This is a genomic window from Pseudomonas sp. CH61, from assembly GCF_059429415.1.
The window spans coordinates 5,249,530-5,264,465 of sequence record NZ_CM182098.1; the positions used below are offsets into that span (position 1 = coordinate 5,249,530).

Genomic DNA, 14,936 nt, shown 5'->3' on the forward strand with positions numbered 1-14,936 from the left:
GTATTTCGAAGTGCCATCAGCGTGGGTGAAAGCCCTGCCCCGTTGCGTGTGAGCAAATCGGTAGCACTTGTGGGAACTGGCCTGCGCGCAGTTTGTGGGGAGTGTCACCGCAAGCACGGGTGACGAACGGTAGAAGGGCTGAGCGCGTGTAACAGGTGGGAAAGACTCTTATCTGTTTGCGACGCGCTAAAAGGTGGCGTGATTGATCGCGCGTGTTCACTTGATGAGCAATTTTGACTGGTCTGGCCCCATCGCGAGCAGGCTCACTCCTACATTTGGAATGCGTTCCCCTGTAGGAGCGAGCCTGCTCGCGAAGAATTCACCTCGGTGTCACTGACTCAGCACTCAACCGCACTGACCGCCAATCCACCACGCGATGTCTCTTTATATTTGTCATGCATGTCGGCGCCGGTATCACGCATGGTGCGGATCACCCGGTCCAGCGAGATAAAATGCTGACCATCGCCACGCAACGCCATCTGCGCCGCATTGATTGCCTTAACCGCGGCAATCGCATTGCGCTCGATGCACGGCACTTGCACCAGGCCGCCGACCGGATCGCAGGTCAACCCAAGGTTATGTTCCAGGCCAATCTCCGCCGCGTTGCACAACTGCTCCGGCGTAGCACCGAGAATTTCCGCCAGCCCCGCCGCCGCCATTGCGCACGCCGAACCGACTTCACCCTGACAGCCGACTTCGGCGCCCGAGATCGAAGCATTCTTCTTGCACAGAATCCCCACCGCCGCCGCACCGAGGAAGTAGTCGACCACGTTGGCGTCCGTCACCGCTTCGCTGAACTTCATAAAGTAGTGCAGCACTGCCGGAATGATCCCCGCCGCGCCATTGGTCGGCGCCGTGACCATGCGCCCGCCCGCCGCATTCTCTTCATTAACTGCCAGGGCGAACAGGTTGACCCACTCCATCGCGCTGAGCGTCGAGCCGATCACATTGGGCTTGCCCAATTCCTGAAGACTGCGATGCAACTTCGCCGCACGCCGCCGCACATTCAAACCGCCCGGCAGGATGCCTTCGTGCTTGAGCCCCTGCTCGACGCAATCCTGCATCGCCCGCCACAGCTTCATCAGACCGGCGCGAATCTCTTCTTCACTGCGCCAGACCTTTTCATTGGCCATCATCAGTTCGGCAACACGCAAATTGTTCTTCTTGCACAACTCCAACAGCTCGACCGCGCTGGAAAAGTCGTAAGGCAATTCAGTGCGATCCAGATCGACGACACCGCTTGAGGCTTGCTTTTGATCGACGACAAAACCGCCACCCACCGAATAGTAGGTATCGCGATGCAGTTCGCCGTGATCGCCCTCGGCCACAATCGTCATGGCATTGGGATGGAACGGCAGATTCTCGTCAATCAGGCGCATGTCCCGTGCCCAGACAAACGGCACCGACAAGCGACCATCCAATAACAGTGTGTGAGTTTCACGCAGCGCCTGAATGCGCGGGCCGATCTGCGCCGGGTCGATTGCGTCCGGCCACTCGCCCATCAAACCCATGATCACCGCGTTGTCGCTGCCGTGGCCAATGCCCGTGGCCGACAGCGATCCGAACAATTGCACTTCTATACGAAGCACCTGTTCCAACTGGTGCTTGTCCCGTAGCGACTCGACGAACAACGCCGCGGCGCGCATGGGCCCGACGGTGTGGGAACTGGAAGGGCCGATGCCGATTTTGAACAGGTCGAAAACGCTGATAGCCATTGCTGCAGAGCTCCTGAGGATGCCGGTCCGGGACGCAAAAGCGCCCGCTGGCGGAGCTGCTACGCTCAAGCTGCGTTCCGCCGGAATGCCCGCATCATCAGGCTTTTGTCGGGACGCACGGCGTCTGACACCGACGCACTCATGTCCACCAGCGCCGCGCCGTTTTCGCCCCGGTTTTTCGCCGTTTTTATGCGGTTCAGATGGCCATCGGGGGCTGAAAAAAGCTGTAAACGACGTCACCGACACTAGATACGACCATCCCTGTACTGGATACGACCCCCCCTGTAGGCGTCAGATTTTCACTGGTACATGATCGTTGTGACTCGATTGCAAGGCGCCGTGGTAGAGCTGTCTCCAGAACGCCATCCAACCGCAACCTATAAGTGCGGTGGTCCACAGTCGGAACACTGCCAAAAAAAACACCAAGGAGTCCATCCATGAAAGGTTCCCCGTCGTTGTTGTTGGCCGCCATGCTGAGTCTGCCGTTACTGGCGCAAGCTGCAGAACCGGCGCAGTGCAGTACCGTTAACTTCTCCGATGTCGGCTGGACCGACATCACCGCGACCACCGCCACCACCTCCGTCGTGCTCAACGCCCTCGGCTACAAGACCAAGACCACCATGATCTCCGTGCCCGTGACCTACAAGTCGCTGGCCGACGGCAAGAACATGGACGTGTTCCTCGGCAACTGGATGCCGACCATGGAAAACGACATCAAGGCCTACCGCGACGCCGGCACCGTGGAAACCGTGCGCACCAACCTCAAGGGCGCCAAGTACACCCTCGCCGTGCCGCAAGCCCTGTATGACAAAGGTCTGCATGACTTCGCCGACATCGCCAAATTCAAGAAAGAGCTCGACGGCAAGATCTACGGCATCGAGCCTGGCAACGACGGCAACCGTCTGATCCAGAGCATGATCGACAAGGACGCCTTCGGCCTGAAGACCGCCGGTTTCAAAGTCGTCGAGTCTTCGGAAGCGGGCATGCTCTCGCAAGTGGATCGCGCGCAAAAACGCGACACAGCGGTGGTCTTCCTCGGCTGGGCGCCGCACCCGATGAACAAGCGCTTCAAGATTCAATACCTGACCGGTGGCGATGATTTCTTCGGCCCCGATTTCGGTGCGGCGACCGTGGCGACCAACACCCGCAAGGGTTACGCCACGGAATGCAGCAACGTCGGTCAGTTGCTGAAGAACCTGGAGTTCACCGTCGACATGGAAAGCGAACTGATGGGCAACATCCTCGACGACAAGATGAAGCCTGACGCGGCCGCCAAGGCCTGGCTGAAAAAGAATCCACAAGTGCTCGATACCTGGCTCGCTGGCGTGACCACCATTGACGGTAAACCTGGCCTGGAGGCCGTGAAAGCCAAGATTGCTCAGTAATCGCTTATGCCGGACGGCTGCGGCCGTCCGGGCTGTTTATTTCCTTGCATGCGGACGTTCACTACCATGCTGATTGATCAGAAAATACCTTTAGGCCAGTACATCGCGGGCTTCGTTGAATGGCTGACGCAACACGGCGCCAGCACCTTCGACGCAATCGCCGTGACCCTGGAAACGATGATCCACGGCGTGACGTTTGCGCTGACCTGGTTCAACCCACTGGTCTTGATTGGCCTGATCGCCCTGCTCGCGCACCTGATCCAGCGCAAATGGGGATTGACCGCTTTCGTGATCGCCTCATTCCTGCTGATCCTCAATCTGGGGTACTGGCAGGAAACCATGGAAACCCTCGCCCAGGTCATGTTCGCGACCCTGGTCTGCGTGGTCATCGGCGTGCCGTTGGGCATCGTCGCCGCGCATAAACCGATGTTCTACACTGTCATGCGTCCGGTACTCGATCTGATGCAGACCGTACCGACCTTCGTTTACCTCATTCCTACCCTGACCCTCTTCGGGCTGGGTGTGGTACCGGGCCTGATCTCCACGGTGGTGTTCGCCATCGCTGCGCCGATCCGCCTGACCTACCTGGGCATCCGCGATGTCCCGCAAGAACTGATGGACGCCGGCAAAGCCTTCGGCTGCTCGCGTCGCCAATTGCTCTCACGGATCGAACTGCCTCACGCCATGCCGAGCATCGCAGCCGGCATCACCCAGTGCATCATGCTGTCGTTGTCGATGGTGGTGATCGCGGCATTGGTGGGCGCCGACGGACTCGGCAAACCGGTGGTCAACGCACTGAACACTGCTGATATCGCCCTGGGCTTCGAAGCGGGCCTGGCGATCGTACTGCTGGCGATCATGCTCGACCGTATCTGCAAACAACCCGACGCCAAAGTAGGGGGTGACGCATGAGCATAATTCGCTTCGAAGACGTTGACGTAATCTTCTCCAAGGATCCGCGCGAGGCGCTCAAGCTGCTGGATCAGGGCATGACCCGCAACGAGATCCTGAAAAAGACCGGACAGATAGTCGGTGTGGAGAAAGCCACGCTGGATATCAACAAAGGCGAAATCTGCGTGCTGATGGGCTTGTCCGGTTCCGGCAAGTCGAGCCTGCTGCGCTGCATCAACGGCCTCAACACCGTGAGCCGCGGCAAACTGTTCGTCGAGCATGAAAACCGCCAGATCGACATCGCCTCCTGCACCCCCGCCGAGCTGAAAATGATGCGCACCAAACGCATCGCCATGGTGTTCCAGAAGTTCGCCCTGATGCCGTGGCTGACGGTGCGCGAGAACATCAGTTTCGGTCTGGAAATGCAGGGTCGCCCAGAGAAGGAACGCAAAAAACTGGTCGATGAAAAACTCGAATTGGTTGGCCTGACCCAATGGCGCAACAAGAAGCCTGACGAACTCTCCGGCGGCATGCAGCAACGTGTCGGTCTGGCGCGGGCGCTGGCGATGGACGCCGATATTCTGCTGATGGACGAACCGTTCTCGGCGCTCGACCCGCTGATCCGTCAGGGCCTGCAGGATGAACTGCTGGAACTGCAGCGCAAGCTGAGCAAAACCATCGTGTTCGTGAGCCATGACCTCGACGAGGCGCTGAAACTCGGTAGCCGCATCGCGATCATGAAAGACGGCCGGATCATCCAGTACAGCGTGCCGGAAGAGATCGTGCTGAACCCGGCGGACGACTATGTGCGCACCTTCGTCGCGCACACCAATCCGCTCAACGTCCTCTGCGGCCGCAGCCTGATGCGCACACTGGACAAGTGCAAACGTATCAACGGTTCGGTGTGTCTCGATCCGGGCGGCGATTCGTGGCTGGATCTGGCTGAAGGCAACACCATCAAAGGCGCGCGGCAGAATGGTTCGGTGCTGAACCTGCAGAACTGGGCACCGGGGCAAGCGGTCGAGGGCCTGGAGCGCAAGCCGACGCTGGTGGATTCGAACATCGGCATGCGTGATGCGCTGCAGATTCGTTATCAGACCGGCAACAAGCTGGTGCTGCACGATGACAATCATGTGGTGGGGATCCTGGGCGACAGCGAGTTATATCACGCGCTGTTAGGCAAGAACCTCGGTTAAGACGGGATAAAAAAAGGGATCGCGGTGAGCGATCCCTGATCGTTCCCACGCTCTGCGTAGGAATGCAGCCCGGGACGCTCCGCGTCCCACAACAGCGGACGCAGAGCGTCCATTGAGACATTCCCACGCGGAGCATGGGAACGATCATGCAAAAGGGGCTCAATCGAGCCCCTTTTGTTTTAGCGGTTTAGCTATACACCCGGCCAAGGAGCTGCCGATGGCTTTCAAACTGATCGAGCACATCGCGTGTGATCTGATCCTGCGTAAAGCCCATCAGGTCGTAATCCTGGCTGCCGTTATGCAGATACACCTCGGCGCGGTAGTAACGCTGGCGCGCTTCATCGGACTGCGCCGATTCGGTCGGGGTCGCCAGATAGCCGTCCAGGCTCACTTCGTAAACGAAAGGGTTGCCCTCTTCCATCTCGACGCGCACGCCCATGCAACGCTTGGATTTACCCAGCAGCGTCTGCACTTCCAGACCCTGCGCACGCATCTGCGCGGTGGCATCTTCCAGCGCCGGGCTGACCTGCTTGTCCATGAAGCGCTGCACCACCGATTGGCTCGGTTGCAGATCCAGTTGCGTCAGACGCTCGCTGAAACCACGACGACCGCGCTCCGCCAGTTGCGCCTGCTCCTGTTCGATCTGCACGTCCTGGCGCATCGCCTTATGCAGGCCGAACATAAAGAACACCAGCACCACCGAGAACGGCAGACCGGCCAGCACCACCATGGTTTGCATGGCTTCGAAGTTACCGGCAAACAGCAGACCGATGGTCACCAGGGTGATCACCACCGACCAGAAGATCCGCAGCCAGTGCGGCGCATCTTCGTCGACGTTGCCGCCCTTGCAGGACAGATTCGCCATCATCACCGCGCCGGAGTCGGCCGGGGTCAGGAACAGCACGAAGCCGACAAAGATCGACACACCGATGACGACTTTCGACGCCGGGTAGTGTTCAAGCAATTGATAGATCGCCATCGACGGCTGTTCCAGCGCCGTCTTGCCGAGTTCCACCGCGCCATGGTTCATCACCAGATCCAGCGCCGAGTTACCGAAGATCGACAGCCAGGCCAGGGTGAAGCCCAGCGGAATCAGCAGCACGCCAGCGACCAGTTCACGCACGGTACGACCACGGGAGATACGCGCGATGAACATGCCTACGAATGGCGCCCAGGAAATCCACCACGCCCAGTAGAACAGGGTCCACAGGCCCATCCAGCGCTCGGACTTGGCGTTGTCGCCTTCGTACACATAAAGGTCGAAGGTTTTCAGCACGATGCCATTGAGGTAGTCACCGATGTTCTGCACGAAGCCGTTGAGCAGGTGCAAAGTCGGGCCGAACAGCAATACGAAAATCAGCAGACCACTGAACAGCACAATGTTCAGGTTGGACAGACGACGGATGCCGTTTTCCACGCCGGACACGGCAGCGATGGTCGCCACGGTGCTCATCACGATGATCACGATCAACAGGTTAGTGTTGCTGTGTTCCATGCCGAACAGGTTTTCCAGCCCCGACGACACTTGCAGCGAACCAATCCCCAGGTTGGTCACCAGACCCAGCAGGGTCACGAACATGCCGAAGCCGTCCACCGCGTGACCGGCCGCGCCTTTGACCCAACGCTCGCCGACCAGCGGATACAGCGCCGAACGCAGGGCCAGCGGCTGGTTATGACGGTACGCAAAGTAAGCAACAGCCAGTCCGACTAGTGCGTAGATCGCCCAGCCGTGCAGACCCCAATGCAGGAACGTCAGCTGTACTGCCTGACGCGCGGCCATGTTGCTGGCCGATGCGCCTTCCGGCGGATTGAAGTAGTGATCCAGTGGCTCGGATGCGCCGAAATACAGCAGCGAAATACCGATACCCGACGAGAACAGCATCCCCGCCCAGGCGCCGTAACTGAAATCCGGGGTGTCATCCTTGCTGCCCAGTTTGAGTTTGCCGTACGAGGAAAACGCCAGGCCCACCACAAACACCAGGTAGGCGGCGATGACCACCATGTAGTACCAGCCGAAGCTGCGCGACAACCAGGCCTGAGCGATACCCAACAGTCTGCCGGCCTCTTGCGGGGCGATAATCAGAATGGCGGTCAACAACAGAATCAGCGCGGTAGAGGTGTAAAACACCCAACCGTTGACCGTCACCTTCTCGGGCGGGGTCTTTATAAGCGAGGCAGAACTCATGGCACAAATGCTCCAGGCAGTGCGAGAGAAGAACACAAGGCAACACGGAACCCGACCAATCGGTTAGTTGGCAGCCGACCGGCGGGTGATATAAAGACACCCCGAAAAATGCCCGAACCTGCCGAAATGGCGCTGCGAATCGCTTTCGTGGCCGAAGGTGGACGGACGTTCATCCGAAACCTGGCCCTGAGCGTCTTGCCCTTTCAACACGTCCATCGAATCGCGAACCGCGCCATGCCCCACGCAGGTTTCGAGCTGTTTCGGATGTCGGTTTTATCGCCACTTACACGTAGGAAAAATCTGTAGGCAGCGACGATTTGTCGCAGATCTTATTCTTTGTTGATTGAACGTTCAATCAAAACAAAATAGACTGGCCGTCAATCCGATAGGCGTCATTCGCCGCTCGGAAGGCCTAAGGAGATGTGCAAGATGCCCAAGGTCGGTATGCAACCCATCCGCCGCCAACAACTGATCGAAGCCACTTTGCAGGCGGTCGATCAGGTCGGAATGGGGGACGCCAGCATTGCGCTGATCGCCCGTTTGGCCGGTGTCTCGAATGGCATCATCAGTCATTACTTTCAGGACAAGAACGGCCTGATTGCCGCCACGATGCGGTATCTGATGAACGTCCTCAGCGAGAACGTCACCGCGCGCCGGCAGGCGCTGGCAGACAGCAGCCCACGGGCGCATCTGCAGGTGATCATCGAAGGCAACTTCGACGCCAGCCAGGTCAATGGCCCGGCAATGAAAACCTGGCTGGCTTTTTGGGCCACCAGCATGCACCAGCCGTCTTTGCACAGGTTGCAGCGGATCAACGATCACCGTCTGTATTCCAACCTGTGCTGCGAGTTCCGCCGTGTGTTGCCGCTCGAAGATGCGCGCAGCGCAGCGCGGGGGCTGGCAGCGTTGATCGACGGCTTGTGGTTGCGCGGCGCTTTGTCGGGAGACGCTTTCGACACGGCGCAGGCGCAACAGATCGCTTACGAATACATGGATTTCCAATTGGCCAAGAAGGTGAGCTAGAGCACACAGAAAACGCTCGGCCCCTGAACGCCACCGCAGCCTCACCGCGGTGGTCAACGCCAACCACCAATGCACTTGCGAGGACACTATGGCCCGTTTCGAACTGCAAAAACTTTACATCGATGGCGCGTACTCCGACGCCGGCAGCGATGCCACCTTCGAAGCCATCAACCCGGCTAACGGTGAAGTCCTCGCACTGGTGCAACGTGCGACCAAGGAAGACGTCGAGCGCGCCGTGGTCAGCGCCGAAAAGGGTCAGAAAATCTGGGCCGCGATGACCGCCATGGAGCGCTCGCGCATCCTGCGTCGCGCCGTCGACATCCTGCGCGAGCGCAACGATGAACTGGCCGCGCTGGAAACCCTGGACACCGGTAAATCCTTCTCCGAAACCAAATACGTCGACATCGTTACCGGTGCTGACGTGCTGGAATACTACGCAGGCCTGGTGCCAGCGATCGAAGGCGAGCAGATTCCTCTGCGCGACACTTCGTTCGTCTACACCCGTCGCGAGCCACTGGGCGTGGTTGCCGGTATCGGCGCGTGGAACTACCCGATCCAGATCGCCCTGTGGAAATCTGCACCAGCCCTGGCGGCCGGTAACGCGATGATCTTCAAACCAAGCGAAGTCACCTCGCTGACCACCCTGAAACTGGCCGAGATCTACACCGAAGCCGGCGTTCCAAATGGCGTGTTCAACGTACTGACCGGCAGCGGCCGTGAAGTCGGCACCTGGCTGACCGAGCACCCTCGCATCGAAAAAATCTCCTTCACCGGCGGCACCGACACCGGCAAGAAAGTCATGGCCAGCGCTTCGGCTTCGTCGCTGAAAGACGTGACCATGGAACTGGGCGGCAAGTCCCCGCTGATCATCTGCGACGACGCCGATCTCGATCGCGCTGCCGACACCGCGATGATGGCCAACTTCTACAGCTCCGGTCAGGTCTGCACCAACGGCACTCGCGTGTTTGTACCGGCGCACCTGAAAGCCGCTTTCGAAGCCAAGATCGTTGAGCGCGTTGCGCGCATTCGCGTCGGCAACCCGGAAGACGAAAACACCAACTTCGGCCCACTGGTCAGCTTCGCGCACATGGAAAGCGTGCTGGGCTACATCGCCAAGGGTAAAGAACAAGGCGCCCGCGTGCTGTGCGGCGGCGAGCGTCTGACCGACGGCGAATTCGCCAAAGGCGCATTCGTGGCACCGACCGTGTTCACCGATTGCACCGACGACATGACCATCGTCCGCGAAGAAATCTTTGGCCCGGTCATGGCGATCCTGTCTTACGAGACCGAAGAAGAAGTGATCCGCCGCGCCAACGACACCGACTTCGGCCTGGCCGCCGGTATCGTCACCAAAGACCTGAACCGCGCCCACCGCGTGATTCATCAACTGGAAGCCGGTATCTGCTGGATCAACGCCTGGGGCGAGTCCGACGCAAAAATGCCGGTCGGCGGCTACAAGCAGTCGGGTGTTGGCCGTGAGAACGGCATCAGCTCGCTGAACAACTTCACCCGCATCAAATCGGTACAGGTCGAGCTGGGCGATTACGTCTCGGTGTTCTAAGAGCCGAGTCTTGTATTGCTCGTGAGGCCTTCTTCGCGAGCAGGCTCGCTCCCACAGGAGATCCCATTCCAATGTGGGAGCGAGCCTACTTGCGATTCGAGTGCAAAGCACTCGTCAGGCCCGACCTGACCACATCTAAAGAGGGTGCATTCAATGTCCCAAGAATTCGATTACATCATCATCGGTGCCGGCTCGGCCGGTAACACCCTGGCGACCCGTCTGACTGAAGACGCTGGCGTCACCGTTCTGCTGCTCGAAGCCGGCGGCCCTGACTACCGTTTCGACTTCCGCACGCAAATGCCGGCTGCTCTGGCGTTCCCGCTGCAAGGTCGTCGCTACAACTGGGCCTACGAAACCGATCCTGAGCCACACATGGACGGTCGCCGCATGGAATGCGGTCGCGGCAAAGGCCTCGGCGGTTCCTCGCTGATCAACGGCATGTGCTACATCCGTGGTAACGCGATGGACTACGACGGCTGGGCGAAACTGCCAGGCCTGGAAAACTGGTCGTACCTCGACTGCCTGCCGTACTTCCGCAAAGCCGAAACCCGCGACATCGGCCCGAACGATTACCACGGTGGCGAAGGCCCGGTCAGCGTGACCACGCCGAAGGCTGGGAACAACCCTCTGTTCCACGCCATGGTTGAAGCTGGCGTACAGGCCGGTTATCCGCGCACCGAAGACTTGAACGGCTACCAGCAGGAAGGCTTCGGCCCGATGGACCGTACCGTCACGCCGAACGGCCGTCGTGCTTCCACCGCCCGTGGTTATCTCGACGTCGCCAAGAAGCGCTCGACCCTGACCATCGTCACCCATGCCCTGACCGACAAGATTCTGTTCGAAGGCAAGCGTGCGGTCGGCGTGCGTTACCTGGTCGGCGACGCTGAAGAGCGCGTTGAAGCCAAAGCCCGTAAAGAAGTCCTGCTGTGCTCCGGCGCCATCGCTTCGCCGCAGATTCTGCAGCGTTCCGGTGTCGGCCCTGCCGAGCTGCTGAAGTCGCTCGACATTCCAGTGGTTCACGACCTGCCGGGCGTCGGTGAAAACCTGCAGGATCACCTTGAGCTGTACCTGCAATACGCTTGCACTCAACCGGTTTCGCTGTACCCGTCGCTGCTCTGGTACAACCAGCCAGCCATCGGTGCCGAGTGGCTGTTCAACGGCACCGGCATCGGCGCCAGCAACCAGTTCGAAGCCGGCGGTTTCATCCGTTCGCGTCCGGAATTCGAATGGCCGAACATCCAGTACCACTTCCTGCCGGTAGCGATTAACTACAACGGCAGCAACGGTGTGAAAGAGCACGGTTTCCAGGCGCACATGGGTTCCATGCGCTCGCCAAGCCGTGGTCGCATCCAGGCCAAGTCGAAAGACCCGCGCCAGCACCCGAGCATCCTGTTCAACTACATGGCTACCGAACAAGACTGGCAGGAATTCCGCGACGGCATCCGCCTGACCCGTGAAATCATGCAACAGCCTGCGCTGGACGCCTTCCGTGGCCGCGAAATCAGCCCGGGCATCGAAGTGCAAACCGATGAGCAGCTGGACAAGTTCATCCGCGAGCACGCCGAAACTGCGTTCCACCCGTCCTGCTCGTGCAAGATGGGCACCGACGAGATGGCTGTGGTTGATGGCGAAGGTCGCGTGCACGGCATGCAGAGCCTGCGTGTGGTCGATGCTTCGATCATGCCGATCATCACCACCGGCAACCTCAACGCGCCAACGATCATGATCGCCGAGAAAATCGCCGACAAGATCCGTGGTCGCCAGCCGCTGCCGCGTAGCACCGCTGCTTACTATGTGGCGGGCGATGCGCCGGTGAAGGGCAAGCCGATGCGTGATATTACGCCTGCTGCTCAGTAATTCAGTTACACCGTATCAAGGCTGATCGCGAGCAGGCTCACTCCTACAAGGATCTCCAGTGAACACACATCATGTGAACACTGGAGATTAACTGTAGGAGTGAGCCTGCTCGCGATGAGGCCCTACAATTCAGCAAAAATCCCTCTGTTCCAAGTAAATTCCCCTACACCCCCTCTTCACTTGATCCTACCCCCACGCAGGCCTACTCTAGACCTCGCGCAACCGTTTCACCCCCTCCCCGCCGCTGCTCTACCGCTTCCCCCTGACAAGGAGGTTCCCGAATGTTCGATTTCCACCCCCAGCTCAAGCAGCGCTTCGCTGCCTTGCGCACGGGCGCTGAGTTTTTTTCCCTGCGATACGTACGCGAATCCGGTCAGTACCTGTCGGTGCGTAAAAACGTCGCCGAACCGCCGAGCCTGAGCCGCGACGAAGGCGCGATGCTTACCGTGCGCGTCAACGGCGTTGAGGCCTACGCGGCAACCAACGACCTCTCGCAACAAGGTCTGCAGGCCGCCCTCGAGCGCGCCGAGCAGCAAGCGCGCCGGCTCAAGCCGCACGCCTTGCTCGACCTGCGCGATCAGCCAGTGTCCAGCGATCGCGCTGATTACTTTTCGCCCAATCTCGAACAAGCCTTCCCGTCCCTGAGCGAATGCTTCGAGCTGCTCGGCGCGGAATCCGCCTCGGTGCCAAAGGATGAGCGCCTGGTGAACTGGCAGGTGAGCATTGGCATTACCCACGTCGAACAGATCTACCTGAGCAGCGCCGGGGCTGAATTGCGCCAGGCCCAGCGTTTCGTCTACCCGGGCCTCGACGTTACCGCCTACGATGGCAACGACAGCCAGACCCGTAGCCTCGGTCGCGAGAACTTCGGCCAACAGGGCGGCGCGGACGTGATCAGCCGCTGCGGCCTGATCGGCGCCGGCCCGCAAGTCGCCGACCAGGCATTGCAACTGCTGCTCGCGCCGAACACCCCGCAAGGCCCGCGCGATCTGCTGCTGATGCCGGATCAAATGATGCTGCAGATCCACGAATCCATTGGTCACCCGTTGGAACTCGACCGCATCCTCGGTGATGAACGCAATTACGCCGGCACCAGTTTCGTCAAAGCCAGCGACTTCGGCAGCCTGCAATACGGCTCCAAGCTGCTCAACGTGACGTTCGATCCGGGTATTCCCGAAGAACTCGCCAGCTATGGTCATGACGACGACGGCAGCAAGGCCAGCAAACAATTCCTGATTCGTGATGGTTTGCTGCTGCGCCCACTGGGCGGTGCACTGTCGCAGTTCCGCGCTGGTCTCGATGGCGTTGCCAACAGCCGCGCCTGCGGCTGGAACCGGCCGCCGATCGACCGCATGGCCAACCTCAATATCGAACCGGGCGATCAGCCACTGAACAAACTGATCGAAGGCATCGAGAACGGCATCCTGATGAGCACCAACCGTTCTTGGTCGATCGACGATGCGCGCAACAAATTCCAGTTCGGCTGTGAATGGGGCCAGTTGATCGAAAACGGTGAACTCAAAGGCGTGGTAAAAAACCCGAACTACCGGGCGATTTCCGCGCATTTCTGGAAAAGCCTGCGCGCCGTCGGCGACGCCAACACCGTCAAGGTGCTGGGCACGCCGAACTGCGGCAAGGGTGAACCAAACCAGGTGATCCGCGTCGGCCACGCTTCGCCGGCCTGCGTATTCAGCAACGTTGATGTGTTTGGGGGAGACGCCTGATGAGCATTTCGAAGAGTCAGTCCGACGCCTTCAAGGTCATGGTCGAGTGGCTGCGCGACAGCGTGCGCGAGCCGGAACAGTTCACCCTCAGCTTTGCCGCCGAATCCTCGGCGTTTGTGCGTTTCAATCACGCCAAGGTGCGTCAGGCCGGGCAAGTGCAGCAGGCCAATATCGTTCTGAAACTGATCAACGACGGGCGTCATGCCGACCTGCAAGTGACCCTCTCCGGTGATCAGGAAGGCGATCTGCAACGGCTTGCCGAAGGTCTGCAACAACTGCGCGAAACACTGCCGTTGCTGCCGCAGGATCCGTACCTGCTGCTCAATCACAACGGCTGGCAGAGCCAGAACGTGCAGGAGCATCCGCTGCCGGATACCGAACAGGTGGTCGATGAAATCTGTGCTGCCGCTGAAGGTCTGGATCTGGTCGGCTTTTATGCTGCCGGCCCGATCAGCCGTGGTTTCGCCAGTTCTTCAGGGGCGTTCGGTTGGCATCAGGCCAACAGCTTCAACTTCGATTTCAGCCTGTTCCACGACAACGGTGAAGCGGTTAAGGCCAGCTACGCCGGGCATGACTGGAGCAGCGAAGGTTTCGCCAAGCGCTTCGGCCAGGCGCGCGAGCAACTGGAGTTTCTCGGCCGCCCGCTGCGCACCTTGGCGCCGGGGCAGTACCGCGCGTACCTGGCACCGGCAGCGCTGGAAGAAATCATGGGCATGTTGAGCTGGGGCGGTTTTTCGGCGCAGTCGATTGCCAGCAAGAGCAGCCCGTTGCAGAAGCTGTATGTCGGCGATCAGGCGTTCAGTCCGCTGCTGTCGCTGGACGAGAAAGTCAGCGAATCGTTGAGCCCGGCGTTTTCCGGCGAAGGTTATCCGCGCAGTGATTTGCGTTTGATCGTCGAAGGCAAGGCTGGCGATCAACTGGTCGGCTCACGCAGTGCCGCTGAATACGGTCTGGCCGCCAACGGCGCCGGCGGCGGTGAAATGCCCAGTGCATTGAACATGGCGGCGGGTGATCTGTCGCAAGCAGAGATCCTCAAGCAGTTGGGCACCGGGCTGTACATCAGCAACCTGTGGTACCTGAACTACTCGGATCAACCGGCGGCACGCATGACCGGCATGACCCGCTTCGCGACTTTCTGGGTCGAGAACGGCGAAATCCAGGCACCGGTCAGCACCATGCGCTTTGATGACAGTGCTTACAGCCTGCTCGGTTCGCAGCTGGAAGCGTTGACCACCGAGCGTGAGTTGCTGCTGTCGGCGAGTACATATAGCCAGCGCAATACCTCCTCGGCATTGCTGCCGGGGGCGCTGGTCAGCCGTTTGACGCTAACCCTGTAAACGTAAAACCTGTGGGAGCGAGCCTGCTCGCGAAGAGGCCATGTCATCCAACATTGATGGCG

Annotated in this window: 10 protein-coding genes; 8 read left to right on the forward strand and 2 right to left on the reverse strand. The window is 59.8% G+C overall.

Annotated elements, in window-relative coordinates:
* Positions 1-338: 338 nt before the first annotated feature.
* Complete coding sequence (locus AC5SEM_RS23635; protein ID WP_495471394.1) at positions 339-1,715, reverse strand: L-serine ammonia-lyase; 1,377 nt, start codon at positions 1,713-1,715, stop codon at positions 339-341.
* 437 nt (positions 1,716-2,152) lie between these two features.
* Here AC5SEM_RS23635 and AC5SEM_RS23640 point away from each other — a divergent pair, with 437 nt between their 5' ends.
* From AC5SEM_RS23640 to choV, 3 genes are all read left to right on the forward strand, one after another.
* The gene (locus AC5SEM_RS23640) at positions 2,153-3,100 is read left to right on the forward strand and encodes a choline ABC transporter substrate-binding protein (RefSeq protein ID WP_095121425.1); all 948 of its coding nucleotides are present in this window, start codon (positions 2,153-2,155) and stop codon (positions 3,098-3,100) included.
* 66 nt (positions 3,101-3,166) lie between these two features.
* Positions 3,167-4,012: a choline ABC transporter permease subunit gene (gene choW, locus AC5SEM_RS23645; protein WP_137217404.1), complete on the forward strand. Its 846-nt coding sequence runs from the start codon at positions 3,167-3,169 to the stop codon at positions 4,010-4,012.
* Positions 4,009-5,187 (forward strand): choline ABC transporter ATP-binding protein, encoded by a 1,179-nt coding sequence (choV, locus tag AC5SEM_RS23650; RefSeq protein ID WP_034153601.1) that lies wholly within the window; start codon positions 4,009-4,011, stop codon positions 5,185-5,187. The genes choW and choV overlap by 4 nt, the downstream gene beginning before the upstream one ends.
* A 187-nt stretch (positions 5,188-5,374) precedes the next feature.
* On the opposite strand, the gene betT is transcribed toward choV, so the two are convergent.
* Positions 5,375-7,372, reverse strand: a complete 1,998-nt coding sequence (betT, locus tag AC5SEM_RS23655) for a choline BCCT transporter BetT (RefSeq protein ID WP_008085768.1) — start codon at positions 7,370-7,372, stop codon at positions 5,375-5,377.
* Between the two features lie 429 nt (positions 7,373-7,801).
* On the opposite strand from betT, the gene betI reads away from it, so the two are divergent.
* From betI to AC5SEM_RS23680, 5 genes are all read left to right on the forward strand, one after another.
* Positions 7,802-8,395 carry a transcriptional regulator BetI gene (gene betI, locus AC5SEM_RS23660; protein ID WP_077574838.1) on the forward strand — a complete coding sequence of 198 codons (594 nt, stop codon included), beginning with the start codon at positions 7,802-7,804 and terminating at the stop codon, positions 8,393-8,395.
* A gap of 88 nt (positions 8,396-8,483) precedes the next feature.
* On the forward strand, positions 8,484-9,956 hold the full coding sequence (betB, locus tag AC5SEM_RS23665) for a betaine-aldehyde dehydrogenase (RefSeq protein ID WP_123376206.1): 1,473 nt from the start codon (positions 8,484-8,486) through the stop codon (positions 9,954-9,956).
* Positions 9,957-10,109: 153 nt separating this feature from the next.
* Complete coding sequence (gene betA / locus AC5SEM_RS23670; RefSeq protein ID WP_150651706.1) at positions 10,110-11,813, forward strand: choline dehydrogenase; 1,704 nt, start codon at positions 10,110-10,112, stop codon at positions 11,811-11,813.
* 281 nt (positions 11,814-12,094) lie between these two features.
* Positions 12,095-13,537, forward strand: a complete 1,443-nt coding sequence (locus AC5SEM_RS23675; protein ID WP_471895852.1) for a TldD/PmbA family protein — start codon at positions 12,095-12,097, stop codon at positions 13,535-13,537.
* Positions 13,537-14,874 carry a TldD/PmbA family protein gene (locus tag AC5SEM_RS23680; RefSeq protein ID WP_495471395.1) on the forward strand — a complete coding sequence of 446 codons (1,338 nt, stop codon included), beginning with the start codon at positions 13,537-13,539 and terminating at the stop codon, positions 14,872-14,874. The genes AC5SEM_RS23675 and AC5SEM_RS23680 overlap by 1 nt, the downstream gene beginning before the upstream one ends.
* The last annotated feature ends 62 nt before the right edge of the window (positions 14,875-14,936 follow it).

Bases quoted from the DNA above. Each gene is read 5' to 3' on its own strand.
- AC5SEM_RS23635 (WP_495471394.1), bottom strand. From the start codon at position 1,715: ATGGCTATCAGCGTTTTCGACCTGTTCAAAATCGGCATCGGCCCTTCC.
- AC5SEM_RS23640 (WP_095121425.1), top strand. From the start codon at position 2,153: ATGAAAGGTTCCCCGTCGTTGTTGTTGGCCGCCATGCTGAGTCTGCCG.
- choW (WP_137217404.1), top strand. From the start codon at position 3,167: ATGCTGATTGATCAGAAAATACCTTTAGGCCAGTACATCGCGGGCTTC.
- choV (WP_034153601.1), top strand. From the start codon at position 4,009: ATGAGCATAATTCGCTTCGAAGACGTTGACGTAATCTTCTCCAAGGAT.
- betT (WP_008085768.1), bottom strand. From the start codon at position 7,372: ATGAGTTCTGCCTCGCTTATAAAGACCCCGCCCGAGAAGGTGACGGTC.
- betI (WP_077574838.1), top strand. From the start codon at position 7,802: ATGCCCAAGGTCGGTATGCAACCCATCCGCCGCCAACAACTGATCGAA.
- betB (WP_123376206.1), top strand. From the start codon at position 8,484: ATGGCCCGTTTCGAACTGCAAAAACTTTACATCGATGGCGCGTACTCC.
- betA (WP_150651706.1), top strand. From the start codon at position 10,110: ATGTCCCAAGAATTCGATTACATCATCATCGGTGCCGGCTCGGCCGGT.
- AC5SEM_RS23675 (WP_471895852.1), top strand. From the start codon at position 12,095: ATGTTCGATTTCCACCCCCAGCTCAAGCAGCGCTTCGCTGCCTTGCGC.
- AC5SEM_RS23680 (WP_495471395.1), top strand. From the start codon at position 13,537: ATGAGCATTTCGAAGAGTCAGTCCGACGCCTTCAAGGTCATGGTCGAG.